General features: G+C 49.2%; 25 protein-coding genes and 2 pseudogenes. 14 read left to right on the forward strand and 13 right to left on the reverse strand.

Going from position 1 to position 26185, the window contains the following annotated elements; all coding sequences use genetic code 11:
• Positions 1–614: 614 nt before the first annotated feature.
• The 5 genes from H6F86_RS04015 to H6F86_RS04035 all read right to left on the reverse strand — a co-directional run bounded on the left by H6F86_RS04015 (position 615) and on the right by H6F86_RS04035 (position 5738).
• Entirely contained in the window at positions 615–965 is a 351-nt protein-coding gene (locus H6F86_RS04015; RefSeq protein WP_190446824.1) for a DUF1815 family protein, read from the reverse strand.
• 324 nt (positions 966–1289) lie between these two features.
• Positions 1290–1502 carry a DUF2839 domain-containing protein gene (locus H6F86_RS04020; protein ID WP_190446825.1) on the reverse strand — a complete coding sequence of 71 codons (213 nt, stop codon included), beginning with the start codon at positions 1500–1502 and terminating at the stop codon, positions 1290–1292.
• Between the two features lie 90 nt (positions 1503–1592).
• Positions 1593–3170 carry an ATP-dependent DNA helicase gene (locus H6F86_RS04025; RefSeq protein ID WP_190446826.1) on the reverse strand — a complete coding sequence of 526 codons (1578 nt, stop codon included), beginning with the start codon at positions 3168–3170 and terminating at the stop codon, positions 1593–1595.
• Positions 3171–3811: 641 nt separating this feature from the next.
• Positions 3812–5494 carry a dihydroxy-acid dehydratase gene (gene ilvD / locus H6F86_RS04030; RefSeq protein ID WP_190446846.1) on the reverse strand — a complete coding sequence of 561 codons (1683 nt, stop codon included), beginning with the start codon at positions 5492–5494 and terminating at the stop codon, positions 3812–3814.
• A gap of 97 nt (positions 5495–5591) precedes the next feature.
• Positions 5592–5738, reverse strand: coding sequence for a hypothetical protein (locus H6F86_RS04035; protein ID WP_190446827.1), 147 nt, complete (start codon positions 5736–5738; stop codon positions 5592–5594).
• A gap of 41 nt (positions 5739–5779) precedes the next feature.
• Between H6F86_RS04035 and H6F86_RS04040 the strand changes: the two genes are divergently transcribed.
• Together H6F86_RS04040 and H6F86_RS04045 are read left to right on the forward strand one after the other, a co-directional pair.
• The gene (locus tag H6F86_RS04040) at positions 5780–6223 is read left to right on the forward strand and encodes a ribonuclease domain-containing protein (protein ID WP_190446828.1); all 444 of its coding nucleotides are present in this window, start codon (positions 5780–5782) and stop codon (positions 6221–6223) included.
• The gene (locus tag H6F86_RS04045) at positions 6220–6660 is read left to right on the forward strand and encodes a barstar family protein (protein WP_190446829.1); all 441 of its coding nucleotides are present in this window, start codon (positions 6220–6222) and stop codon (positions 6658–6660) included. The genes H6F86_RS04040 and H6F86_RS04045 overlap by 4 nt, the downstream gene beginning before the upstream one ends.
• Before the next feature lie 43 nt (positions 6661–6703).
• Here H6F86_RS04045 and H6F86_RS04050 read toward each other — a convergent pair whose 3' ends face one another.
• A complete protein-coding gene (locus tag H6F86_RS04050; RefSeq protein ID WP_190446830.1) occupies positions 6704–7162 on the reverse strand; it encodes a VOC family protein in 459 nt (152 codons plus the stop codon).
• Between the two features lie 222 nt (positions 7163–7384).
• Between H6F86_RS04050 and H6F86_RS04055 the strand changes: the two genes are divergently transcribed.
• Positions 7385–8224 carry a TIGR00297 family protein gene (locus tag H6F86_RS04055; RefSeq protein WP_190446831.1) on the forward strand — a complete coding sequence of 280 codons (840 nt, stop codon included), beginning with the start codon at positions 7385–7387 and terminating at the stop codon, positions 8222–8224.
• 73 nt (positions 8225–8297) lie between these two features.
• Here H6F86_RS04055 and H6F86_RS04060 read toward each other — a convergent pair whose 3' ends face one another.
• The 3 genes from H6F86_RS04060 to H6F86_RS04070 form a co-directional block, all read right to left on the reverse strand.
• On the reverse strand, positions 8298–9185 hold the full coding sequence (locus tag H6F86_RS04060) for an SDR family oxidoreductase (RefSeq protein WP_190446832.1): 888 nt from the start codon (positions 9183–9185) through the stop codon (positions 8298–8300).
• A gap of 110 nt (positions 9186–9295) precedes the next feature.
• The gene (xth, locus tag H6F86_RS04065; protein ID WP_190446847.1) at positions 9296–10123 is read right to left on the reverse strand and encodes an exodeoxyribonuclease III; all 828 of its coding nucleotides are present in this window, start codon (positions 10121–10123) and stop codon (positions 9296–9298) included.
• 42 nt (positions 10124–10165) lie between these two features.
• Positions 10166–13135 carry a PAS domain S-box protein gene (locus H6F86_RS04070; RefSeq protein ID WP_190446833.1) on the reverse strand — a complete coding sequence of 990 codons (2970 nt, stop codon included), beginning with the start codon at positions 13133–13135 and terminating at the stop codon, positions 10166–10168.
• A 451-nt stretch (positions 13136–13586) separates the two neighbouring features.
• Here H6F86_RS04070 and H6F86_RS04075 point away from each other — a divergent pair, with 451 nt between their 5' ends.
• From H6F86_RS04075 to H6F86_RS04100, 6 genes are all read left to right on the forward strand, one after another.
• A complete protein-coding gene (locus tag H6F86_RS04075; protein ID WP_190446834.1) occupies positions 13587–15362 on the forward strand; it encodes an ABC transporter ATP-binding protein in 1776 nt (591 codons plus the stop codon).
• 208 nt (positions 15363–15570) lie between these two features.
• On the forward strand, positions 15571–15963 hold the full coding sequence (locus H6F86_RS04080) for a MerR family transcriptional regulator (protein WP_199305035.1): 393 nt from the start codon (positions 15571–15573) through the stop codon (positions 15961–15963).
• Positions 15964–16183: 220 nt separating this feature from the next.
• Positions 16184–16933, forward strand: a complete 750-nt coding sequence (locus H6F86_RS04085; RefSeq protein ID WP_190446835.1) for an SDR family oxidoreductase — start codon at positions 16184–16186, stop codon at positions 16931–16933.
• Positions 16934–17202: 269 nt separating this feature from the next.
• On the forward strand, positions 17203–18189 hold the full coding sequence (locus tag H6F86_RS04090) for an aldo/keto reductase (protein ID WP_190446836.1): 987 nt from the start codon (positions 17203–17205) through the stop codon (positions 18187–18189).
• Between the two features lie 848 nt (positions 18190–19037).
• The gene (locus H6F86_RS04095) at positions 19038–19460 is read left to right on the forward strand and encodes an HHL1-like protein (protein WP_190446837.1); all 423 of its coding nucleotides are present in this window, start codon (positions 19038–19040) and stop codon (positions 19458–19460) included.
• 725 nt (positions 19461–20185) lie between these two features.
• Positions 20186–20335: an isochorismate synthase gene (locus H6F86_RS04100; protein WP_190446838.1), complete on the forward strand. Its 150-nt coding sequence runs from the start codon at positions 20186–20188 to the stop codon at positions 20333–20335.
• 291 nt (positions 20336–20626) lie between these two features.
• Here the strand turns inward: H6F86_RS04100 and H6F86_RS04105 are convergent.
• A pseudogene (locus H6F86_RS04105) lies at positions 20627–20863 on the reverse strand (Tn3 family transposase); the annotation flags it as partial.
• Positions 20864–21090: 227 nt separating this feature from the next.
• Entirely contained in the window at positions 21091–21624 is a 534-nt protein-coding gene (locus H6F86_RS04110) for a GerMN domain-containing protein (RefSeq protein ID WP_190446840.1), read from the reverse strand.
• A gap of 480 nt (positions 21625–22104) precedes the next feature.
• On the opposite strand from H6F86_RS04110, the gene H6F86_RS04115 reads away from it, so the two are divergent.
• Genes H6F86_RS04115 through H6F86_RS32705 form a run of 3 tightly spaced genes read left to right on the forward strand, consistent with a single transcriptional unit; the run spans position 22105 to position 23341 of the window.
• Complete coding sequence (locus H6F86_RS04115; RefSeq protein WP_190446841.1) at positions 22105–22968, forward strand: hypothetical protein; 864 nt, start codon at positions 22105–22107, stop codon at positions 22966–22968.
• A gap of 50 nt (positions 22969–23018) precedes the next feature.
• Entirely contained in the window at positions 23019–23213 is a 195-nt protein-coding gene (locus H6F86_RS04120) for an alpha/beta hydrolase (RefSeq protein ID WP_190446842.1), read from the forward strand.
• A gap of 2 nt (positions 23214–23215) precedes the next feature.
• Complete coding sequence (locus tag H6F86_RS32705; protein WP_277881639.1) at positions 23216–23341, forward strand: hypothetical protein; 126 nt, start codon at positions 23216–23218, stop codon at positions 23339–23341.
• On the opposite strand, the gene H6F86_RS04125 is transcribed toward H6F86_RS32705, so the two are convergent.
• Entirely contained in the window at positions 23336–23863 is a 528-nt protein-coding gene (locus H6F86_RS04125) for a YkgJ family cysteine cluster protein (protein WP_190446843.1), read from the reverse strand. The two genes, H6F86_RS32705 and H6F86_RS04125, sit on opposite strands and share 6 nt — an antisense overlap.
• Before the next feature lie 542 nt (positions 23864–24405).
• A pseudogene (gene tnpA / locus H6F86_RS04130) lies at positions 24406–24813 on the reverse strand (IS200/IS605 family transposase); the annotation flags it as partial.
• Positions 24814–25069: 256 nt separating this feature from the next.
• Between tnpA and H6F86_RS04135 the strand changes: the two are divergent.
• Entirely contained in the window at positions 25070–25534 is a 465-nt protein-coding gene (locus H6F86_RS04135) for a hypothetical protein (RefSeq protein WP_199305037.1), read from the forward strand.
• Complete coding sequence (locus H6F86_RS04140) at positions 25531–26079, forward strand: PIN domain-containing protein (RefSeq protein WP_190446845.1); 549 nt, start codon at positions 25531–25533, stop codon at positions 26077–26079. The genes H6F86_RS04135 and H6F86_RS04140 overlap by 4 nt, the downstream gene beginning before the upstream one ends.
• Positions 26080–26185 lie beyond the last annotated feature (106 nt).

A 26185-nucleotide genomic window follows, 5' to 3' on the forward strand; every position in this document is an offset into this window, starting at 1 on the left:
CGAACCAGCCGACATACAGTCGGTTGTCGGTGCTGGTTACCCAGTTGCAAAACTGCTCCCACACGTTGACGCTCTCGCGTCTCTGTAAGGTCGTAGTCATAGTGGTAATAAGTGCATTGTGTATGAATGTTGGAAGGTTTTTTCAAACCTACACAAGCAATATACCTAAGTTAATGGCTTTTGTAAAGCGATCGTTACAGAGCTTTCAGGTATAAATTTTCTGGTGAGCGCACTGCATGTGGAAGTCGTTTCTATCATCGATCGCTTGTGGCTCGACAAGAAGGGCGACCATCAAAGTTTATAAGACTGTTAGGGACAGATCTCTTATAAGAGCAGAATGAGATATAAGAGCAGAATGAGAGAGCTTACAAGTAATCGCTTGTAACCGTTAAACATTTATAACTGCTCTGCTAGCGAAACAATCAGCATCAAACAGGTTTGTTCTAGTTCAAACTGGAAGACCAATCTAACGCTAAACGAAGGCATAGTCGGCTTCAATTAAGCAAAAGCCGACTGTGCCGGGTGGAGCGTAAAACTACACTTATAAAACTACGTAAACCTAAGTATCTGAAGCGTTGCTTAGTTCTACGTCAATAGTGTTATCAAGAAGCTTCTTAATGGAAGCTTTCAGTCACAACCGCTGGTTGGTATTCAGACGGTTTCACCTTGTACTTAACCAGATTTGCCAGTTCTTGAAGTTGACTGATAGCTTCTGCACCTTCAAGCTTCATCAGTTCGCGATCGTCTCGCATCTCAGTCCAGGTAATACCGTAGTCAGAAACCAGGAAGCGGATCAGGTGATTGTCTGCCAAACTCACCATGAAGGATGCGCTGTTCATCTGCCCACCACAGGTGTAGCAGGACGCTAAATAGCCCTGACGCTCTAGCACGATCGCCAGCGCCTGAAGGTTCATGACGAGATCCTGGACAAATTGACGGTGTTGCTCTGCAAGTCTTAAGAACACAATAGTCCTCCAGTCACCACATTAGAATTCTATACCTTTTTAAGACTTTCTTAAGAATTTCGTTTTAGAACGGTGAAGTTTATAATGACGAGTCATCAAACTAGCTGCTTAACCTGTAAAGTCAGCACAGCATTTGCTTCAACGCTAGCTGATTATTTGAAAAAACAGCGTATCAAGAAAGACAGTCGCTCAGATTGAAGGACTCTTAACGCTGGTTAGTTTAACGTCTAAGTTTAGTAGGACTTAGGAAGTGGGAAAAAGTTCCTGCTTCCTAAGTCCTCTTAAAATACTTTAACAAATGCATGGGCAGACTGGTTGGACCGACTAATCTACCTGCCACCAACCAAAGGCGGGTCCAATAATACGAGTTGTAATCCAGATGGCAACCAGTAGCCCAATGCCGATCCATGCACCTTTGGTTGAAAGCTGCACAAACTGGCTTGCCTGCGTTTTAGTAATAGGTAGCCAGGGAAGAATATTTGTCTCTTGACCGTATTTTTCTCCTAGGCTTTCTTTTCTTCGCTTTGCTTCACCCATGACCGCAATAATAAGTGCTTAACTGATCCAATAGTAATAGAAAGGGTGTGATCGAACGGATACAGATTTCTAATTGACGTGTTTGCAACTTTAGTCAAGCACTGAATAATCGGGTTGTGAAAAGAGGTTGGGATCAAGGTAACTTAGCCGAGCGACGGGATGAAGCGCAGCCAATATCTGCTGCCCGTAGTTGCGATGGATGACGCGGCTATCTAGCAAGGCAACCACACCCTGATGGTCACGAATAGGGGCGATCGCGCGCTGTAGTTCTGCAAGTGCTTCTGGCAAGAGGTAAAGGCGGAACCAGTCTTGCCGAAGGTGTTTGTGATAAGCGACTCGTCCAGCTACGAGCGGATTTTCAAGTGAGGGAATGGGAAGGGTGGCGATCGCCAGTAGATGTGGTGCAGGTAAAACGCTTTGATGCTGTTTCCAAAACTCCCAACCTGCTACCAGTACACCGTTATCATCCAGACACGTTCGTTCAACCTGTACTCTTGAACCAAATTCGGATGCCAGGACAGAACCAACCTGAGCTTTCAACGGCACATCATCTACCAACAATACAGTCAGGCCTTGAATGCCTGAACTGACTCTTAGGAGGGAATGCATTTCTCGAATGAGTGCCCACTGAAACTCTGGCGTGTTAGGCATCGGTAGCCTTTCAGGCAAATAAAGTTGGATGACCTCATCCTGACGATCGGGCATAAATTTCAAGCTGGTCAAATCGCCTAAGCCCAATCGTTGCCGATACATCAGTGCGTCAGCATCGATGTCTAGCGCACCGCCAATCAGGATGACAGATTGCTGCGTCCAAAGTGGGGCAAGATCGGTTGCTACTTCAACAGGACCGCAATGCAGTGAGAACTGCCCTTGACGGCGCGAGATTTCTGCCCAGAGGAGGCGATCGTCTAGCTGAAGCACATCCCTAAAATTACTCCAGGCAGATGGAAGGGCGATTGGCTCGTTCACGCGCTCAGAATGCTCCACATCCTGACGCTGGGGCTCTTGACGCTGTAGATCTTGGAAGAGAGCTGCCAACACTTTCTGTTCAAACGGTTCCAGCAGGCAGCACCCATAAGGATTAGCTGGACGTTGAAAGATTGCTTTGGTAAGTTGCACGCGAGCATCACGAATCGTCTCGACATGGTTCGGGCAGGCAAGCATCAATTCATCCCAGTCAGCAGGCTGCACCTGTACCGTGAGCTGAGCAAAAGCCCATGCTTCCAGGTCATCAACGCCATCAAAGATAGTGGGGATGCCTTGCGGAAACCGTCCTTGCTGGTGCAGGCGATCGCTCAACCAGGATTCTGGTGTAGTCAGCAGTAAGCCCTGGAAGTCTGGACTAGGGAAGCGATCGCCAGTACGGATAGCTTTTAAGGTTTGAATGCAGGTGCGTAATTGCGGGATCTCCACCATAAGGAGCCGTTGCTGCACTGCTTCTGTGGCAACCAAAATGACCGGCTCTTGCCACATTAAGATCGGGACTAAATAACTGAGCCTGTAGCGCCCGTGATAGCGAGAGAGTGCATCTGTCTGCATCAACGCACTCCGCCCTAGGCGCAGCGCACGCGCTACTAGCCGCGCCATCGTTAAATGGTGAGACCAGTAGGGCTTGCCCTGCTCTCTCAGAAATGCCCGAAGCTGTTGGTGAACTTCTACCTCAATCACAAATCGCAGGCTCTTGCATAGCGGGTGACCTTCATTTTGACACAGATGTTGAGACTGCCTCCTCGCAGGACGAATTCTGCTGCATGAGGTTCAGTAACGCGTGGGTACTTCGCTGTTGTAAGAGTTTCACCAGCACGTGCCCAAGACTTTTTCAAGTAAAGACTTTTTGCGCTGAGAGGGTACTACACGGCTGAATGTAGTGTCGGGCTAGGAGTGCAATGTCCAGACATAAGTCTGGTAAGAGACCATAAAGGGCACTGTTTGGCGCTGCTATGAAAGCTGGCTCATGTCAGAGAACTGCGATAAACCGAACGCGAGCAACCCTGATCTCAGGTCAGGATTGAAGTATGGCAAAGTGGCAAGCGGCTCCTATAGCAGGATAAAGGATGAGGGATGCATAGACGTCTTCTCAAGGGGAGTTTCAGGGTTTATGTCTGTCCTAACGTTCTCTTCGATTGCTATGTACCGCTTTGAAGAATAAGCGTGATAAATCTAGGGACATAGCAGTGCTATGTCCCTAGATTTATCGCGTTCTCAATTGAAAGAGGATGACAAATGAAGCAAAGTCGCTTCGTGACTCCGATACAGTGTGATCTGTATAAAGGGATTTGTTCTTATTGCAGCCTATGTAGAGCCAAACTTTATAGATCTAGATCGGTAACCGCACCAACGCTGCTAGACGAGACGAGTTTGGCATATTTTGCTAGCACTCCAGTTGTATAGCGGGGCTTGGGTGGCTGCCACTGAGCACGACGGCGATCGAGTTCAGCATCTGCAACATTTAACTGCAAGAGGCGGGCATGGGCATCAATCGTGATAGAGTCACCTTCCTGCACCAGAGCGATCGTGCCGCCTACGTAGGCTTCAGGGGCAACATGACCCACCACCATACCGTAGGTGCCGCCAGAGAAGCGTCCATCGGTAATCAGTCCTACAGCGTCACCCAACCCAGCACCAATGATGGCAGAAGTGGGAGCCAGCATTTCACGCATTCCGGGTCCACCTTTGGGTCCTTCATAGCGGATGACAAGAATATCACCAGCGCTAATTTTGCCTGCCAGGATCGCATTTAGACACGCTTCTTCTGATTCGAAGACACGAGCAGGTCCTGTGATTTGAGGGTTTTTAACACCCGTGATTTTGGCGACAGCGCCTTCGCTTGCCAGGTTGCCTCGCAGGATCGCCAGGTGTCCTTGGGCATACATCGGCTTGTCCCAGGGGCGAATCACATCCTGGTCAGGGCGCGGTTCGTCAGGAATGTCTTTGAGCAATTCGGCAACGGTTTGTCCCGTAATGGTCAAACAATCGCTGTGAAGCAACCCGTGTGCCAGCAGCATCTTCATGACTTGAGGAATGCCGCCTGCTTTATGCAAATCGGTAGCGACATAGCGACCAGACGGCTTGAGATCGCAGAGGACGGGCACTCGACCCCGAATGGTTTCAAAGTCGTCAAGGGTGAGGGATACGTTCGCAGCATGGGCGATCGCCAAAAAGTGCAGCACTGCATTGGTGGAGCCACCGATCGCCATAATGACTGCGATCGCATTCTCAATAGACTTGCGAGTGATGATCTGACGCGGTAGACGCTGATGACGAATGGCATCCAGCAGCGTGATAGCGGATTTCTCAGCACTATCGGCTTTTTCTGCATCTTCTGCCGCCATCGTGGAGGAATACATTAGGCTCATGCCCATTGCTTCAAACGCAGATGACATCGTATTGGCGGTATACATCCCACCGCAGGAACCTGCACCCGGACAGGCATTGCGCTCGACTGCCAGCAGTTCTGTCTCAGGAATTTTGCCCGCGCTATACTGCCCAACGGCTTCAAAGGAACTAACGACGGTGAGGTCACAGCCGTTAAAATGTCCGGGCTTAATCGTGCCCCCATAAACGAAGATGGCAGGAATGTTCATCCGTGCCATCGCTAGCATGGCTCCAGGCATATTTTTGTCGCAACCGCCGATCGCTAGCACGCCATCCATACTTTGGGCACTGCATGCTGTTTCGATCGCGTCGGCAATGACTTCCCGCGACACTAGGGAGTACTTCATCCCCTCGGTGCCCATTGAGATGCCATCGCTGACTGTGATGGTGCCAAAGGTTTGAGGCATACCGCCAGCATCACGAATGCCTGCTTCAGCACGCTTTGCCAAAGGTTCAATGCCCATGTTACAGGGCGTAATGGTGCTGTGCCCGCTGGCAATGCCGATGATCGGCTTTGTAAAGTCCTCATCCTTAAAGCCCACCGCTCTCAGCATGGCGCGGTTGGGCGATCGTTGTACGCCCTGTGTAACAACCTGACTTCTGAGGTTTTCTTGCAACGATGGTGCGGGCGAAGATAGTTCGGACATTCTCGTTCTTCCAATGAAATGAATGATTAGCTGTCAGCGATCAGCCGTCAGCGATCAGCTATGCGGGTTATAAGCAGAGTTCGGCATCATTGCGTCGGGGTTTCTGCCACTCCTTCTCATTCTCCCAGAACATTGAGCGATTGCGTGAGCGTGAGGTAGGCATGAGGCGTGAAGCTTTGTTGAAGGATAAAGCGATCGCCTGCGGAAAGGGCATCTTAACACCAGCAACCCCTTCTTAGTGTCATTAAGCACGCTATGACGTTTAACCAGTGTTTTGTCAAGCGCCTTCTCCGGTTCTTTAGCCTCTTTCTAAGCGTCCTGACGCTGATTGGCTTAACAACCGTTCTGCACGTAGAGGCTCAGCCAGACAGCTTCAGCCAAACTGCACAGAGCCAAACGACGATCGTTGCGCGTGCAGTCACGATCCCTGTAGTAGCAGCCAATCGCCTGCCACCAGAAGCGCGATCGACCATCAACTTGATTAGGCAAGGCGGACCCTTTCCTTACGCTAAGGATGGCACTGTTTTTCAGAATCGAGAGCGCCGATTACCGCAAGCAAGGACAGGTTACTACCGGGAATATACAGTTAAAACACCAGGAGTAAGGCATCGTGGTGCACGGCGGATCGTTACCGGAGGGGGCAGCGAAATCTACTACACTGGCGATCACTATGCCAGCTTTGTGAGGGTGAAACAGTGATTGATCACTTAATTGCAGTACTTAATGGCGAACGTAGTCCTGGAGTCTACCAACTCGTCACGCCTATCAGCACTGATGACCTCGTTACTCTGAGCCAGGAACAGGGTGCCCGTTTGTTTTATATCAATGGCACGGCTGTCAAAAGCAAAGCAGATTTTCTACAAGCTGTGGCAAAGGCACTGACGTTTCCAGACTACTTTGGTAACAACTGGGACGCATTGGAAGACTGCCTGACCGATTTGGACTGGCTGACAGACGATCGTTTGATCCTGCTGTACGAACAGCCAGAAACGTTTGCTCAACACGCGCCTTCAGAGTGGCTGGTGGCACTGGATATTTTGCGATCGACCGTTGACTACTGGCACACGCACGATCGCTCTTTTTCGGTTTTCATCAAAAGCAGCGGCACTGATCTGGTTGGTTTGGACACGCTGTGAAGAGTCGCGATCGCTAACCACTGACGCCAGCTTATTTCACAACTTAAGCAGGATTGCTCATTGCTTCGGTCGCGTCACCAATCTGAGTAAAGTCCCTGCTCCCGAAAATAGCATCGGGATGGCGGTAAAACTTGAACTCCATCAGGTTGTAAAACGGGTCTTGCAGAAAGAAGGTGCGGTGCTCCAGTGGCAAGCCTGGAAACCGATGTTTTGCTTGCTGATAAAACGTCAGTTTGTTTTGCTGCACCTTTTCTAGCAACGCTTCCCAATCCGCTTCTGCAGTGAAAATTAACCCAAAATGCCTGGGATAAATCCCTTTTTGTGGCATCAGTGGCTCATGAACGACGTGCGCGACTAATTGATGACCATAGAGATCGAGAATGACGGACTCTGAGTTTTCGCGCCCCACGCTACAGCCCAAACCGTCTGCGTAGAAGGCTTTTGTTTGAGGAATACTGCTAACAGGGAAGGAGAGATGGAAGAGTGGAGGTATGGGAGGCATGAGAGCGTTAGGGTCGTGAGAGCGGGGAAGCTTTGTTTTGAGTTTTGAAGGTCGAGAGCTGTACTCGGATGGTTGAGATCTAAGGTCGAAAAGCGAAGCTTAGAACCCGGAAGATTGAGCTTGGCACTTGAAGGGTTAAGCGTAAACGTCGAGGGTAAAGTTTAGAGTATGGACTGCGCGCTAATGCCACAATAAATTTGTCGCACTCCTGGAACCCGGTTGATGCTGCCTCTACTCTCTACACTGTCCATTTTGCACCTTTTAGCTTTTACCCCTTATCCTTCATCTTTGCTCACTCCCTGGTTCATTGCGGTGGCATTGAATACTGTGCTGCTGGCGATCGTCTGGTTTTTACCAAAAAAGCTGCTTACATTGGCTGGCATCATCCATGCGTGGATCTTGGGTGTACTGGTGTGGGTTTCGTTAGGGTGGCAAGGGTACGCCGTTGTGGTGTTCTATTTTTTGGTAGGATCTGGCATTACGCGGGTAGGTATGGCGCAGAAAGAGGCTGCGGGTATTGCCGAGAAGCGATCGGGCGCACGGGGACCCGAAAATGTGTGGGGATCAGCGTTGACGGGGGCGCTGTGTGCGATCGGCAGTTTGCTTGTCCCTTTATTTTTACCGACTGCAGAAAGTCAGTGGCTTGTACCGTTGTTGCTGTTAGGTTATGTGGCGAGCTTTAGTACTAAACTGGCGGATACCTGCTCTAGCGAAATTGGCAAGGCGTATGGTCAACGCACGTTTTTGATTACGACGCTACAGCCTGTACCGCGTGGAACGGAAGGTGCCGTGAGCTTAGAAGGAACGCTTGCGGGTGTTGCAGCATCAGTCGCGCTTGCGCTAGTGAGTTGGGGCGTGGGACTCATTCCCCTCTGGCAGGTCGCCATTTGCGTGGTGGCAGCGTTCATCGGTACGAATGTCGAAAGTGTAATTGGAGCAACGTTGCAAAGCCGCTTTGCCTGGTTAACGAATGAAATTGTGAATATTCTCAATACGCTGGTTGGGGCGATCGCGGCGGTGCTGCTGGTTGAAGGGCTACGGATCAGTCGGCTAGTCCTTTGAGGCAATGCTTACGATCGGGCAAAAGTAGCGCAAACCGATGTCGAGCCGCGATCGTCGCCTCTAAAGCCGCTATCTAAACTCCCAGATAGCGTCGCAAAAAGGCTTCCAGCGATTCTAGCTTGAAGTTAAATGTTGATTCTAAATGCGCGGTTTCGGCAGGAGTAGTGAAGAATTCGTTTGCCAGCAGAGTCCGTAAAGTGCCCAGACTGGAGCGCAATTTGGGGTTGAACAACCCGATCGCACTGCGTACTCCATCTACTGCTAATAAGGGTGGGTTTAACAAAAACGGTTCGCGGTTAAAGAGGCGACCAAAAATCTGCGGAATATCCTCTCGCTTGAGAATGTCGGGTCCACCTACTGGAAAGATCTGATTGCGTGCGCCTTCGGTTGAGACAGACTCGATCGCCAGCCGTGCCAAATCATCGGTACTGACGATCGAGGTACGACTCAGTGGATCGCCAATCAGCACATAAACCCCCGTTCGCCGGAACTGCTCTGCCAGAGGCAAGAGGTTGGAGGCAAATCCAGACGGACGCAGAATTGTGTAATTCAAACCACTCGCTTGCAGATGTTTCTCGGCTTCGCGTTTTGCTTTGAAGACGGGCGCATCCTCATAGCCCCGATCGACACCTAGCACTGAGATGAACACAAAATGCTGGACTCCGGCTGCTTTTGCCTGCTCGATGAGTTCAATCGTTGCCTGATAGTCGATCGTTTCAGCATCACCGTTCGACGTTTCACCAGAGCCGTGGGCGCTGATGACATATTGCACGCCCTGGCACGCTTTCTGGAGGTCTCGCTCTCTTTGCAAATCGCCAATGAAAATGTCGGAGCCGCGATTTTCTAACTCAGAGTAGCGGGCATTGAGGCGCACGAACGATCGCACAGGCATCTCACGCTCTCGCAGCGACCGCACAATGCGACGACCGAGATCTCCGGTGGCTCCAGTAACTAAGAACATGATTAGTTGTTGGTTTTAGGTGATTTGTTGAAATGATCGATGCAGTCTCTAAGAGCGATCGCCCTACTTGTGTTAAACAATTAACAACTAATCATTACTTTTGCAACTGTCTAAAGCTCTACCCAAACGGGCGTGTGGTCGCTGGGTTGTTCGAGCTTACGGGGAGAGGCGTCAATTGTGCAGGCGATCGCTCTTTCGTACAAAGCTGGGGTGAGATAAATGTGATCAATGCGCCAACCAAGATTGCGGCGGAAGGCTGCTGAACGGTAGTCCCACCAGCTAAAGTTGCCGCCTTCTGTAGTGAACTTGCGGAACGCATCGGCAAAGCCTAATGCAAGTACTGCCTGTAGCGCTTGTCGTTCTAGATCAGTTGCCATGACCATTTTTTCGCGCCCTGTCGGGTCATGGATGTCGATGTCGTCTAGGGCGATGTTGAAGTCGCCGCAGAGGAGGAGGGAGGATGGCAAGGGGGGAGCAGGGGAAGTCTCCTCTTCTACTCCCGTGCCTCCCAGGTCTCCCAAACGCTGCACGTAGTCTCGCAAGGCTGCTAACCAGCGCAGTTTATACGCATATTTCTCACTGCCAACTGAGGAGCCGTTGGGTACGTACAAGTTAACGATGCGAATACCGTCGAGGGTACCTGCGATGACTCGTTTTTGCTCATCCAAGTCGATCACCGCTTCACCTAACAGTGGTGCAAAGCCTGTGCTGACATTACTTAGAGGCTCACGACTCAGCATGGCAACACCGTTGTAGCTTTTCTGCCCAGAAATATAGGTGTGGTAGCCAAGGTCGGCGAAGGGCTGGTGCGGAAAGCTCTCATCCATGACTTTCGTTTCTTGCAGGCACAGCACATCAACTGGATTTTCTTGCAACCAGTTAACAATGTGGTTGAGACGGGTACGGATGGAGTTAACGTTCCAGGTAGCAACTTTCATCAATAGGTCAACGCGATCGGCTTCATGAGGATACAGCAATTCTCAACCCAATGACCTGGGAAGCCGCATCACAAAACTGGTCTGCTTGTTAGCACTCTCTACCCAAATAGTGCCCTCCAATCGTTCTACCAGCTTTTTGACTAAAGCTAAACCTAAGCCTGTGCCGCCATGTTTCCAGGGATCGTTATGAGGAATGCGGTAGAACTTGTCGAAGACGCGATCGCGCTCAATCGCGGGAATTTCGACACCAGAGTTTGTAACTGAAAGTTCGATGGGGTGATCGCTAGCAAAGGGATAGCTGTCTAGTTGGTCTGCTACAGGAGTAACCGTACGAGCAAGCACTGTAAGCGTTTCATCGCTGGGAGTGTATTTGCACGCATTATGCAAAAGTTCGCTGAGAATGCGCTCCAGGTAGGAGAAGTCGGTTGTTAGCGGGGGTAGATCGGGGGCGATCGAGATCAGTAGCGTCTGCTGTTGAGCTTTTGTCCGTTCGATAAACGGTTCCGCCAGGTACGGGAGCCAGACTTTGAGTTGCATGGTGGAGAGAAACAGCGGCTCTCTGCCGGAGTCGAGTCGAGAGAGATCCAGGAGGTTATTAATGAGTTTAATTTCGCGCTCGCCTTCATCTTTGAGAATTTGAAAATAGCGGCTCACTTTTTGCCAGGAGGCAGAGTCAGGAGAAGATACAGACGCAGCCTGACTAGCGCTCATACTATCGTTTGGCTTGCTAAATAATGTGACTTCGAGCATCTGGGTTGCCATTTTGATATTCGACATGGGTGTCCGCAATTCGTGCGAGACGGTGCTCAAAAAATCATCTTTGAGCTGATTGAGTCGCTCTAACTCAACGACCTGTGCCCGTGCTGCTTGATATAAACGTGACTGCCGAATGGCGATCGCGCACTGGTTGCTTACTTGCTGCACCAGACGAATTTCCATGTCGCTAAAGCAGCAATCTCTAGGGCGAAACAGCCACAAGTCGCCAATGATTTCTAACTGATGATCAGCTTGCTTTGCTGCCACTGCGACCGATTCGATGGCAATGGAAATTGGGCACGCGAGAATGGTGTATTTTGCTTGCACCGCCTGAACTGAGCTGGAGAACTCTGGCAGCGGGCAAAATTGGAGGCATTTCCCTTGGCGGACTTGACTGTAAAGATTTGGCTCACTGGCAAGCGGTATTTGATGTCCCACTCGGGAAGGCAGATCGTAGCAAAGGTGTTCGTGAGTGATGGTGAGGTTTTGCCGTTTAATATCGTAGAGTGCACTGGTACAACCGTTTAGCTGTAAACCGATCGCCAGTTCTCGTACAGCTGTTTGAAAAATCTGGTTTTCATCTAAACTATCGCGGACACTGTCGGTAATGCGTTTAAGCAGCGCTTCATAGGTCAGGGCTTGCTGAAGCTGGTTGATATGTTCCTGAATTTGCTCTTCTAAAACGGTGTTGAACTGCTGCACCTGCTGGAAAAGCTCGGATTGCTGGATGGCGATCGCAAGCTGAGTTGCCAGTTGCGTGAGAAAATCAACTTCCCAGGGCTGCCAGGTTCGTGGTGCTACGCATTGTTGCACTATCAGCAAGCCCCAGATCTGTTCGCCGACTGTAATGGGCAGCATCATACTTGCTTGTACCTGCCGCTGCGCGAGAATCTCGACGTAAAACGCCTCTAACCCAGCATCATGAATGTCTGCAATGATGGTTTGTCCTTGCTGTTGCTGCCACTTGAATGCCTCGATCGTCAGACGGGCGTCACGAATGACTTCGCCTTGAAGCGGTTGCCACGGATCGCCGACTGATTCAACGCTGATGACACCCGTTTGATCCGGCTGAAAGCGATAGATCAACGCACGATCAGCGTTTAGTAATAGCCGTACTTCCTGCACGGTCGTGTTGAGAATGTCATCTAAATGCAACGATTCGCGAATGCGTTGGGCGATCGCGTTGAGTAACTGCTCTCGTTCTGCCTGTTGTTTGGCTGCTTCTTCGGCTTGTTTACGCTCACGCAACAGTGCCTGTTGCTCAGTGGTATCCATGATCAGGGCATAGTAGCCGTGTACTTGCTGCTGGTCATCGACATCGGGTACAAGGATAGCGCGCACATGACAGCTACCGCGCCATCGATAGGGCAGCTCCATCTCATAGGTAATGGCTTCGCCCTTGAGCGCACGTTCAACCTTGTCTTGAACTAACTGATAGGCGGCTGCGCCAATAATCTCGGATAACTGCTTGCCAAGCATTGCTGCCTGCGATTGTCCAAACCAGGTTTCGTAGGTTTTGTTAACAACCTGAAGGCGCTGGTCGCGATCGACGTACGAAATGCAAACAGGTAGCGCGTCGGTGATCAGTTTCAACCGCTCTTCGCTCCGCCGCAGCGCCTCCTCAGTTTGCTTTAAGGCAGTAATGTCTAACAAAACGCCGTCCAGCCAAAGTTCTTTATCGTTGGCATCATAGACAGCATGACCCTGGTCGCTAACCCAGACAACCTGCCCATCGGCTCGAATATTGCGGTACTCCAGAACGAACGGCTGCCTAGCGGCAATGGCAGCACGGATTTCACGGTTCACCCGTACGACATCGTCTGGGTGACAAATTTTGTCAAAACTTTGTGCCCGGTTTTGAATGAAATCAGTTGCTGGATAGCCTGTGAGTTGAGCGATCGCGTCGCTGATGAAGGCGATCGTCCAATCCTCATTAGTAGCAGCACGATACACGGCACCAGGGACATTGTTGACCAGGGTTCTAAACTGCTCTTCTTGCTGGCGCAGTCTGGCTTCGTTTTGCTGCTGTGTCTGCAAAGTCGCTCGAAGCTGGATATTTTCCTGCCGCAGTTTGGCTTCGCTTTGCTGCTGAGACTGAAGAGCAGCTTGAAGCTGTGCCTTTTCTTGCTGCAACGTGGCTGTACGCTCCTGCACTCTAGCTTCTAGAGCAGTCTCAAGAGCGGCGTCAAATGTCTGCAACGGTATCGCGGCAGCTTTGCCATCTGGTTTTTGCTGTCGTCGCGTCTGCTTGGTCATGACTTTTGCTCTCTAATTGCACAGACGTTTCTGCGATCGATTGACGCCTGTCAAGATAAACCCTTATGCACTAAGCAGTAAGACAAGACGCTATACTTTTGCCGCTCTCGTTTCGTTCTACCAAGACTAGCACTCTAGAGAATCAAACTCTCTGGCTGCTTAGTGCAGAACGGCACCATAATAAAACTCGTAATCAGCGTTGCAGTGGTGCTACTGCACTGTTCAGAATATGCCCAATAGTGATAGGTAAAGAACGGAGCGATCGATTTGAGGTGATTTGGCTACAAGTCATTGCTTGCTCAAGGACGTACACAGCTCAATTTCAGCTCTCGTTGTAACCGCTTTGACGACTAAGCACTGATGACACAACGCACTCATTCGACTGTGGCTTGCTTCTAAGGCTGCCTGTACAGCACAACCTATCAATTGCAAATCTTATAGAGGGAATGGCATGAGCATTGGTCCCATTGTGGTTTCGGAGCAAGAGGCAAGCCAGGAACTGCCAACTCTACAACGGTTTTTGCAGTATCTATCGCCTTACCGTAAGGAGCTACCGATCGCGATCGCTCTAGTGATGCTGGGTGCTGCGACGCAGGTGATTGGACCCTTCCTACTTGGCTGGTCGATCGATCATTTAATTGCACAGAAAAATCTAACGGGGTTGCTGTTGCTGTTAGGTCTGTTGGGGCTAGTCTATATCCTCGGCGTGTGGGCAATTCGAGGGCAGATCTGGCGTGTTGGCTCGATTATGCAGCGACTGCTGGCACAGTTGCGACAGGACATTTTTACGAAAATCCAGAGTTTGCCGCTTGGTTTTTTCGATCGCAGCGAAGCTGGAGACTTGATGAGCCGCTTGCTGAATGATGTCAACACTGTGAATCAGGCGTTTGGGCAAACGATCGCGCAAATGCTGGGCAACGTGTTCAGTTTGGTGGGCATTGTTATAGCCATGCTGGCGATCAATTTACAGCTTGGCTTGTTGAGCAATCTCGTTGTGCCGCTGATGATTTTTACCACAGGCTTGTTTGCACGGTGGGCACGCTCTCGCTTTCGAGTCACGCGACAAACGATCGGCGACCTTTCTGCCAAGCTTGAAGAAGATATCGGCAGCGTTCGCGAGGCGCAAGCGTTCAACCGTGTGCAGATGAATATTGAAGAATTTGATCTGCTGAATGCCGCAAATCGCGATGCCAATGTGCAGGCAGTAGCAATTACGGCGGCTTTTTTGCCGTCGATCGACTTTCTTAATACCCTGGCAACCGCTGCTGTACTGGCTTATGGCGGCTATCTGGCTGTTACGGGAGCGGCAACGATCGGTGTGGTGACTGCCTTTTTGCTCTACGTGCAGCAGTTTTTTCGCCCCATTCAAATTCTCAGCCAGTTTTACACGCAGGCGCAATCAGCCTTTGCAGGGTTGGAACGCATCTTTTCACTACTTGACGAACCATCCCAACTGAACGATGCACCAGATGCGATCGAGATGCCGCCGATTCAAGGCGAAGTTACATTTGAGAACGTTTCCTTTGGCTATACGTCGGAAAAACTGGTGATCCATAACGTTAATCTTCAAGCCAAGCCGGGACAAATGATTGCGCTGGTGGGTCCCACAGGTGCAGGCAAAAGCACCTTCATTAACCTGATTCTCCGCTTCTATGATGTGTCTGGTGGTGCGGTCAAAATTGATGGTATTGATGTTCGCAGCGTTACCCAGGCAAGTTTGCGTCGACAAATTGGTATCGTCTTGCAAGACAACATTCTGTTTACCGGCACGGTTGCCGAAAATATTGCGTTTGGCGCACCTCACGCCACTCACGCTGCGATCGAAACTGCTGCTCAATTGGCAAATGTGCATGAGTTTATTACTTCACTGCCACAAGGGTATGCCACGCAGCTAGGCGAACGTGGTGCGCCCCTTAGCCAAGGACAGCGGCAGTTAGTTAGCATTGCTCGCGCTGTCTTGATCGATCCTCGGATTTTGATTTTGGATGAGGCAACGAGCAGCATTGACACACGAACGGAAGCATTGGTGCAAGATGCGATCGCTCGTCTGCTGAAAGGACGCACTAGCTTTGTCATTGCCCATCGCCTCAGCACGGTTACCCAAGCCGATCAGGTGGTGGTGGTACAGCAAGGGCAAATTGTCGAACAGGGCACTCATGCTGAACTAGTAGCACGGCAGGGAGTCTACGCGAATTTGTACGCCTTGCAGTTGGGTATGACGAGTTAAGAGGGGAGAGGAACACAGCTTAGCTAACGTCCCATTGCCCAAACCTACACGTTCACCAAAACCATGATTTTGGATAGAGTTTAAGTAGAGATCTCCGTGTCTGCACCCAATTGCAAGCAGGTAGAGTCGCGATCGTCCTTCCATAAGGCTCCTTTAGCAAACTCTTTCAAAATTGACGTTGGCGTCAAGGTTGTGATACAAAGAATATGTGAACGAACGAATGCGGATTGGTGAATTTGCGGAGCGGGCGGGTGTAACTCCCCGTACGGTGCGCTACTACGAAAGTTTAGGCTTGCTTGGTCCTAGCGAACGAGCGGGTGCAGGCTTCCGTTACTACACTGATGCCGAGTTAGCCATTCTGCAAAAAATCAATATTTATAAGGAATTGGGGTTGAGCCTAGAGGAAATTGCCGTGGTGCTACCACTCTACACTGAAGACCCAACGGGAGTACAAGGTAAGCGGAAGCTCGTAGAAATCCTCAAGGCACATCTCCAGGAAGCTGATGACAAGGTTGCTTCGTTAAATCAGTTTCGTTCGGAGTTGCAAGCAAATATTGATCGCATCCAGCAATGGATCGATGCACAAACAGACAACGAGTAATTTTTTTGGTTAAAATCTAACGTTGACGTTAATGTTATTGTTGAGGCGTATGGAAACGTCACCAAATTTAGAAAGTTGATCGCCTGGCAGTTGATGCAGGTTTTTCGGCAACAAAGGAAGCCCTTCAAGGGTGGGATGTAGGCGCTAAGGCACTCAACCACGATCGACCGTTGGTTAGCACGCTCAAAGAACAAAGTATTGATGCAAGGAGAGCTTGAACATGGTTGGTAAATTAACGGGGAAAGTGGCGATCGTCACAGGAGCCTCATCGGGGATTGGTGAAGCAACGGCGATCGCGTTGGCGGCTGAGGGTGCAACGGTGGCGATCGCAGCCCGTAGAAGCGATCGGTTAAAGGATCTTGCCAAGCGCATTACAGAGACAGGCGGGCGGGTTTTGCCTATTACTGCTGATGTGTCGGATGAGGAGCAGGTCAATGTCATGGTGCAAAAGACGCAGGCAGAATTTGGCAGAGTTGATATTCTCGTCAACAATGCGGGTGTGATGCTGCTCGGCATGATTGATGGTGCCCATACCGAAGACTGGCGACGGATGATTAACCTCAATGTCCTGGGGCTAATGTATGCCACACACAAGGTTCTGCCGTTGATGAAGACGCAGGGCGAGGGACATATTGTGAATATCTCATCCGTTGCCGGTCGGGTTGCCAATGCCGGATCGGGAGTTTACAACGCCTCTAAATGGGCAGTGGGTGCGTTCTCAGAAGCGCTGCGGAAAGAAGTCTACCAGGATAATATCCGCGTCACCATTATTGAACCGGGACTCGTGGCAACGGAACTGCCGCAGCATGTTACCGATCCAAAAGCGAAAGCCGCCGCCGCAAGTTTCTATGGCTCAGTCAAAAATCTGGAAAGCGAAGATATTGCAGCCGCGATCGTCTATGCCGTCACTCAGCCACCTCGCGTCAATGTGAACGAAATTCTGATTCGCCCGACGGAGCAGGAGCGGTGAGGTTAGCAAGCGGCGATCAGCCGCTGTGCGATGGGCTGCCGCTCCAGAGTGCTGAAACATCTCTTCCTATTGTGAATCCAGCAAACATTCCCATCTCAAGCAGCCGCTCGTCCACGAGTGGAATTTCTCAAGTAATGCCTTTGTCAGTAACAGGTGTTGATGACCATTAAGTGCCGGAGGTGTTGCGAGTACCCTCTAAAAGTCATGTCTCAATTGATCGCAATGATTGAGATCAAAGCAACCGTAAACTATAACCAGGAAATGCTTTCATGAAAACGAAAAAACTTGGCAATCAAGGCTTGATAGTTTCGGAACTGGGACTCGGCTGCATGGGCATGTCTGAGTTCTATGCTGGACGCGATGAAGAAGAGTCGATCGCCACGCTCTATCGCGCTCTAGAACTGGGTGTCACCTTTCTTGATACCGCTGATATGTATGGTCCGTTTACCAATGAGAAATTGATTGGTCAGGCAATCAATGATCGCCGCGATCAGGTGATTTTAGCAACGAAATTTGGCAACGTGCGATCGGAAGACGGCGGCTTTCTCGGTGTCAGTGGTACGCCTGAGTATGTGCGTCAAGCCTGTGATGCCTCGTTAAAGCGCTTAGGTGTGGATGTCATTGACCTCTACTACCAGCATCGCGTTGACCCCAATGTGCCGATCGAAGACACGGTAGGCGCAATGGCAGAGCTAGTGCAGCAGGGCAAAGTTCGCTATTTAGGACTTTCAGAAGCGGCTCCGGCAACCATTCGACGCGCGCAGGCTGTGCATCCCATCAGCGCTTTGCAGACTGAATATTCTCTCTGGAGCCGTGACCCAGAAGACGAAATTTTGCCAACGTTGCGTGAACTGGGCATTGGCTTTGTGCCTTACAGCCCCCTGGGTCGTGGCTTTCTGTCTGGACAGTTTACCAAGCCTGAAGATTTGCCTACTGACGACTATCGCCGCCATTCGCCACGCTTCCAGGGCAACAATTTCTACAAGAACCTGGAATTAGTAGACAAAGTAACGACGATCGCCACTCAAAAAGGCGCAACGCCTAGCCAGCTTGCCCTTGCATGGCTCCTTGCTCAAGGCGATGACATTGTGCCTATTCCTGGTACAAAGCGCCGCAAATACCTGGAAGAAAATGTTGCTGCCACTGAGATTACGCTGACACCAGATGAATTGAGCCAGATCGAGGCTGCTGCGCCAAAGGGTAGCGCTGCTGGCGATCGCTATCCTGCTCAACATATGAGTGCCGTGAATCGTTAAGGTAGCGTCAGCAAGCAATGCAATGCCATTGATAGCGTTGCACCAGTAAAACAAAGGCAGAAAAAGCGTCTCTTCGGCTTTCTAACGATCGTCCAAAGAGGCGCTTTGTGCAGAAAAAATTTTGTAGGAGACTACTCCTCTCATTTAAGACCATGAGACTTGAACTGAGTCTCACATTAAGTCTTAAAATGTGCGGATAAGACAACATTTGTCTTATTTAAGACTAACGAAGTAGGAATGAGACTCATCCTAAGTCTTATGATGAAAAAGTGATACTAGCATTAAGTGCGATCGCTATACTCACACTTCAAACAGAGCGATCGGCTGTAACTTTCCTAGCTTGAAGTAGCAAGAGACGTATTCATCTCGTTTAAGACAAATGGACTTAATTTAAGACTTAAAGTAAGACTTGTTTGAGATAGCGAGACACAATACATTCGTCTCATCTAAGATAGCTAGTTTCAACGCGAGACACGGATAAAGAATCAACTGTCTTATCTGAGACAGTAAATGAAATGCTCTTGTCTTGTTTGAGAAAGCTGGACTTACGCCAAGACTTAGAATGAGTCTCAACTATCTTAAATGAGGCAAAGTACAAGATTCTTTTGATCTCGCTTGAGACAACTGGATTCAGAATGAGACTTAAATTGAGACTCATTAATTTGTTTGAGACAGAACATAGCTGCGAGGGCAGCAACTTAGCGCTGCAATATCCAACGCTACCAGCAAGGTCGCCCTGTATAAGGAACTTTGCCGACCCAACAGTCAGCAAGGAACGTGCATTGAGTCAGCAAAAATATTTCTTAAAATAAAGTAAACTTTTCTTAAGAAAGCAAAAAAGGCTGAATATGACAGACAAGCTTGGTTTTGGTAAAGCGCAGGCGAAACCCAACGTCTCGAAGCGGGCGGCAGTCCGCACTGAGGCGGTCAAGCGATACGACAAAATGAAGGCTGAGGGTATTCCAGATTTTGAGGTGTACATTCGCATTCAAGGTAAAAAGGCGTGGTATCCAGTAGGGTCAATTGCCGTAAAGCGATCGGATCAAATTAACCGAGCGATTTTTGATAGCCAGGATAATTTGCTGCAAGGTGCGTTTCGGCTCTTTCCAATACTGCGAAAACACCAAACCCAGCTAGAGTATGGCTATCGGCTCAAAGAGTTTCAGGATGAGCCGATCCAGTTAGCAGTTCCCCCCAAAGCGAAAGCAACGCTTCAGGGTACACTTACCCAGGTGAAGGAGCGCTTTGCCTCTTTGCTCAAGCGTGGCTAACTTGACGACAAGTCTTACATGAGACTCTTGTCATCATATTGAGACTCAAATTGAGTCTTATGCGAGAATGGCGAGAAAGGTTTAGTAGCCGAGGTTAGGTAGATTCCTGATTAAGATGTCACGTTTCTTGTCCAGTACGAAAGCTTTAGGGGTATGTGGTTGGCTTAAGTGAAAGCAGCCATAACATTCAGCTTGGCTGGCAGTTCTTCTTAATGGTGTCTGGTAAACGCGATCGCTCCGCCCCCAAAAACTGCCCTGAAATCTAGTCCAATTTTAGTCCAGTCACTCTTTTTTGAATTTTGCCTTATCTCTGAAAGTCTCTATTCAAAAGACTTCTAGCCTTACAAGTAGATTTTGGTTAGTTGCTGTGTACGCAACGGAGCAAGCACGAATTCCGTGTGATTCTCTGCCGTTATAGAGGACAACTGTTGTAGAGCATAGTGGAGGTGCCTGAACTCACTGCGCTAGCAGAAACTGCCGTCGATCGATTGGACGCGAGGTTGTGCAAGTTCCAGTCAGTGTTTTAAGCGCGTCCAGCTTTTATGCCGTGGCAAGTAGCAGAACCCCCACGCCTGGCAAGTGGAGCAAACTTAAACAATTGATGCAAAGAACGTTGCTTTTTTGTTAGCTATATCATAATGAAGACATTGGCATACATAGTGCTAAAAGCAAAGATTTATCACTGTTGAGCTTGCATCAAAATCTGTCTTTTTGAGGTAACCGCTATGTCTCTTTTCAAGCAGTTTGATAACGTGGTTCAATATTTTTCAGGTGCGTTGGTACGTATCTTCGGACCCAGCGATGATTCTTATCCAGAGACGGGTGTACAACCGTTTGAAGGTACGCCTAGCAAGAAAACGAAGTCACATCATTGATAGATCTGGCAGAGTTTAAGAGGCTGTGATCGCATCAAACACGCAGCCTCTTAAAACTTGATTGCAACATCTAAACATTAAGTAAAAAAGAAAGAAGTTCGCAGTCACTAATCTGTCTTAGTTTAGAGTTGCTTAAAGCAGTTTTCCAAAGCCGTCTTTAAAGGTTTAAGCCTGACAAACAGCTGCGTCTTGTCCATCATGTCCTTTAGGCGGTGGCAGTAACCCAAGTAAACTATTGCGCCTTTTCCATAGCACTGCTCGGTTCAAGTGCATCTCCTCTGCACTTAAAGCTTAGGTGGCTGATGAAAGATTTACTGCATTGACGACCAAGTTCAGATGCTTCAGTCGTTTCTCCTGCCCCTCTAGGTCATTATCCGTAATCACCCCTTGCTTACCAAAGAAGAGTAAGTCCGCAAAACGGTTATAGTCCTTGACAACACTGGTACAAGTCGTGATCTGACGGCGTAAGCTCACATTGAAAAGATAGCGAAGGAGAAAGAGCATGCGGATCACCAGTTCTAAAGCTTGATAAAGGCGATTCCGCTAGCTATGGTTGCCCAATTTATGGAGCAAGGTTGAGGGTAACACCTCAGCAATTCTCAGTATGGAAAATCGGCTGGTATTTGACGGGATGTCTAGCTCTTGCAGCATGAAGGTGAGCAGATAATCTCAACTGTCGAAATACATGTAACGAGTTAACGTTCAGCCAGCTAGTTGTGGAAGCTATCGTTTTAGAGAGTGATGCCAAGCACCCTTTAGCGACGCAGGCAGCGATTGTCGCCACTTAGATCACCCAAACAATTGCCGTTTTGGTCTAGCAGCACTACCGAGCGAATGGTAGGAAATTGCTTAAGGGTGGCTTTGAGGGCACTGGTCATTCGGGCATCATCGCCCACGCCACTGGAAAGCACCTGCCGACAAAACCGAAGTCTGGCGACATTGGAGACAACAGCGAGCGTAAAGTCTCTACCACAGTTAGAAGTGCCTCGTAGAGTGATAGGAGCCGTAAAGCCTCGTTGTTGTTCCTGACGCGTGGGTCCTGCAATGACTTGCGCGATCGCAAACTGAGCCACACTGGCTGTTTGTGCCTGCCGCCAAACCGGTTCGACATAGCTGAAATCCTGTTGTGACCCAGGCTTTTTTGGCAGAAAGACTTGGACTGGCTGCGAGCGGGTAGCAGCCGCCTCAAACTGGGGAGCCGCGCTCGTCGGTGTACCAGCAAGGTTGAAAGTAGCAATAGTCGCCAAGCCGAGCAGAGATAGGTTCAAAACGAGGGGAAACTTAAGCATGGGGGTTGTCTCGAAAACATACAGTCTACAGAGTTGAATTCAGCGGCTGCTCGTGCCATTCCTGAACCACTGAAGCTACGGAAGCCTTTGACCGAGCTAGACAACCTGCACTGAATGGTGCAGCCAGGGATGAGCCGGACTGCATGATCGACTTATGACTATTTGATGGTACGAGATCTGCAACTAGCGGCTGACTTGCTGAAACAAATCCACTTGCAACGGACGAGATGGTTGTGTGCCAATGGATCTGCCGCCTGGCGCACTACTTCAGAACGTAAACAGCGATCGCAGCAGTGCAGAAAATTTGGCAGTCCGTCCGACGGAGTAACTTGTTGCTGAGATTCCAGCGACTCAAATCATGTTGCTGGTAATAAATGGTGTCTTAAATCAAAGAACTTGAGTGGTCTGAATAGGGCGATAGCTGAAGAATGAAATGTATACCAAGTGGGCAGCAAGCTCACCCGCCTACCGGAGAACAAGATGAGCATGATGACACCAGCAACAATCAACCCTCAAGCACTGATTGAAAGCAGACTGCAATTGCATTATGCCGTTCAATATATTGCCGCAACGGCTGCGGCATTGGCAGAACCGTTACCAGACAACAGCCACACCAGCTTTAGATGGAATCCAGCTTTAAAGGTGTTTGTTGGCTCAATGATTCCAGCAACTCAGCCCTTTCAAGTTGCACTCGAACCCGTCAGCCTCACCTTAATCGTGGTAGATGATCAGAATGATGCGATTGCCTCTTTGCCATTACATGGAAAGACCATGCGAGAAGGCTTAGAGTGGCTCCAGCAAGAGGTTTCTAAACTTGGTGCAGACGCCAGCAAGATTGTGTTTTTAGACTATCCACCGAATGACTTTCCCGATCATCCCCTGGCTCATGGTGCAGCTTTTGATGCCAGTCAAGCGTTGGCATTGCGTGAATTAGCAGATTATTACATCACGACTGATCGACTACTTCAGGCGATCGCTACTACTAACAAGAATGCTTCAGCGATCCACATTTGGCCTCACCACCTTGATATTGCAATGCTGATTACACTTCCCGGCACCAAAAACGGACATCCATTGACGATCGGGATTGGGTTGTCGCCTGGAGACACCAGCTATCCAGAACCCTACTGGTATGTATATCCTTATCCGTATCCAGACACCGCCAATCTCCCTATCCTGGATGGTCAAGCATTTTGGCATACTCAACATTGGGTTGGGGCTGTGCTGCAGTCGTCTCAATTAACTGAGAATGCCAATGCTGAAACCCGACAACAGCAGATTGCCGCATTCCTGCATTCTGCTCTGAACGCATCAATAACCCTGCTCAAACAGAATGTGTCATGAGACAGAGCAGTTAACGCTCCAGTATCAGGATTCGTCAACCCACTCTGATTGTGAGCGGCAGAAAAAGTATGATTCCGTGGCGATCGCAAGTCTGGATCCATCAAAGCATTCCAAACTCTGAACTGAAAATCTTTGAAGAGACAGAAGGTGGCGGACATTTCATGTTCATTGAGAATTCAGAGAAGTTCAACCGACGAGTTTTGCAGTTTTTATCACAACAAAACCAATCCATTCAAGGAGGATGATTATGGAAAACTTTTTGAAGAGCCTTGCCATTTCACCGAACGAATCTTTTAGTGCTCTAGCATTAGCAGGGCTTGGAGCGACACTACAAGCGCTGACTCAATCTTCTTTTTCGGCAATGTCCTTATAGCTTGATGCGATCGCGATAGTGCGTTTCAAAGGCGATCGGTTGACCACTCAGCCGTACGCTATCCTGGCGTATTGCCTCTGCATTGCCCCAGACGATCGTGTCATCACCACGGTCGTTTACCTCGGACTCAATCTGCTTACAGTATTGGTCATGGTCACGCGCCACAAAGAAGCCGTAAGTCCGGCAGGCGATCGGGCGAGAGTCATAGATCCGGCAGGCTCCTGCTTGTTCATCGAGATAGGGACATACCACCGCCGCACTTAACGTCTGCTCTATGCTTTGCCGCAGCAGTGCCTCGATCTTTTGCTCAACCACCGCTTGGATGGGAGCGGGCAGACTAGCCACAGCAGTATCCACTCTGACCCATTCCGCTGCGCTTAACTCAGGTGGGTGGGCCAGGTGACGACAACAAGCGTCACAGCCACGACGGCAAGGCCACCAATCCCGGTCAGCCCGAATGGCTTGCACTCTAGCTTCGATCTGTGCCTCCAAGTTTTGCAATAGCTGGCTGGCTTCGCTCATTTCGCTATCCTTTTAGGAACCCAAGCTCTATGTTACAGCGCTTGCTAAAGGGGGCATTCAACGGTGTCAAAAAATAGGTGGCAAAGGCTGCGATCGGAAGATCTCTCACAACAACAATTACTGCTTGCCTAGAAGGGGTTTTAAAGAAGGGTCGCTTTTTCATAGTGCCGCTGCAAAAGTAAAGATTGGAGTTTTACAATCGCCGACCATCTAGTGCGATCGTCTCCCACTCTGTCAGCAACGTTGCAGATACTGCAATCATCCAGCACAGACCGCTCATTGCCACAGAAATCTAGAAACATACGCAAGAATTCTGTCTATCCACCATCAATTAGATATTATGCGGAAAGATTCTATCTAAGTACTAAATCTGAGGTGTTGCGCCGAAGCGTTCCGCCTATTCATACATTAGGGGATCTTAAATGGAAAACTTCTGTCCTATTAGGTCTATTAATAGTCAGACACCCCCAGCAAAGCTGGTGGCTTGATGAATGTGACCGCCCCAAGGGCGGGTGTCCTCGCTGAAGGTGTCTGTGAGTCAATTAGAAACGTCCACTTTGGTCAAACGCTGTCTGCTCTCGGATAGAACGACGCACAACCGCCTCTTCAAAGCCAACGGTTGAGACGGCATAGCCCCGTGCCCAAAAATTCTCCCCCTCAAAATTGCGTTGCTTGCCTTTGAAGCGGCGGGCAATCGCAATGGCACTTTTCCCTTTGAGAAATCCAATCACTGACGACACCGCATATTTGGGAGGAATCTCAATGCACATATGCACATAATCCGGCAGCAAATGTCCTTCGATGCTCTGGCATTCTTTTTGACACGCTAATTCATGAAACACCGGTCCTAAATACTGCCGTAGCTCCAAAAACATGGTCTTACGACGATACTTCGGTACAAAAATGACGTGGTACTTGCAATCCCACTTGCTGTGAGAAAGGCTCTGATACGGTGTTTTTTCCTCCTACGGTTCGGTGCAAGCCACCGTGGGAGTTACTTTACACACGCTCTGGAACGCCAGAAACGCTAAAAGCTGTTCAAGTCGCACTGGTAGAATCAGTGGCTTACTTTCTGAGCTAAAGACAAGTTAAATCCCTTAATCTGGGTGAGGACTTACCCAAAAGCCTGTTAGCTAGAAGTTAGCATTAGGATTGTGCAAGTCTTTATAGTAGGTAGCAGTTTTACAGGAGAAGCGGATTATGGCTATGAGACCTGATTCTGGTTGGGACTTGTCAGTTGACAATCGTAACGGTCAATTGGCTCTTGCCGTTGAGATCAAGCGTAAAACCAATGTATCGCCGGAGTGGACAATAAAGCTACGTCGAAATATCTTTGCACACAGAACTTTTCCGAAAGCTCCGTATTTTTTGATGGTTTTTCCAGATAAATTTTATCTATGGTCTAATGCTGAGGCGTATCAGGATCAGAGCGAACCTACCTACATTATTGATGCATCCCCAATTCTTCAACCTTATTTTGAGAGAGCAGGAGTAGCTGCTGACCAAATTAGTGGAGCGAGCCTAGAACTCATCATTACATCTTGGCTTGGAGAAATAATTCATTCAGATCAATTGCCTGAGAACATTGATGCTTCTCAACAATGGTTAATTGAGTCAGGGCTTTATGCTGCCTTAATTGGAGGGAAGCTTGAGCATGAGGCGGCTGCGTGAATATTTATGTTGAGACAAACTTTGTTTTAGAACTAACCTTTGAGCAAGAGCAGTGTTCAAGTTGTGAACAGATTTTGCAACTTTGTGAAGCAGGAAAAGCAAAGCTCATCGTTCCAGCTTATAGCCTTGCTGAACCTCATGAAAAACTGAGCCGCCAAGCGCGAAGTCGTCGAGAGCTGCAGCAGTCGTTAGAAGCTGAGTTGCGGCAGCTTTCACGTACAGCCCCTTATACAAGTCGTATCAAGAGCATTCAGGATATTGCTAGCTTGATGATTCAGAGTAACGAGGAAGAAAGACATCGTTTTGTTCAGTGTCGCGCTCGGCTCCTTAAAGTTGGAGAAATTATTGCACTTAATGTCAATATCTTGTGTGAAGCAGCCTCCTATGAAACTACTTACGACTTAACACCGCAAGATGCACTTGTATACGCATCAGTTATTACTCATTTACGACGGGATTTACCAGAGCAGGCTTGTTTTTTAAATCGAAACTCTAAGGACTTTGATAGCCCTGATATTACTGATGAACTTAGAAAGTGTTTGTAAATGCTGGTTAAGCAGGTTTCAAGTTCCTCGTTCGTCGGTTGTTTGTTAACCGCCTCAGCATCAACCGAATCATGACCACATAAACCATGCCTTCATGATTTTCAGG

This window comes from Phormidium sp. FACHB-592 (assembly GCF_014695795.1).
In the GTDB taxonomy this organism is placed as follows: domain Bacteria; phylum Cyanobacteriota; class Cyanobacteriia; order Leptolyngbyales; family Leptolyngbyaceae; genus Stenomitos.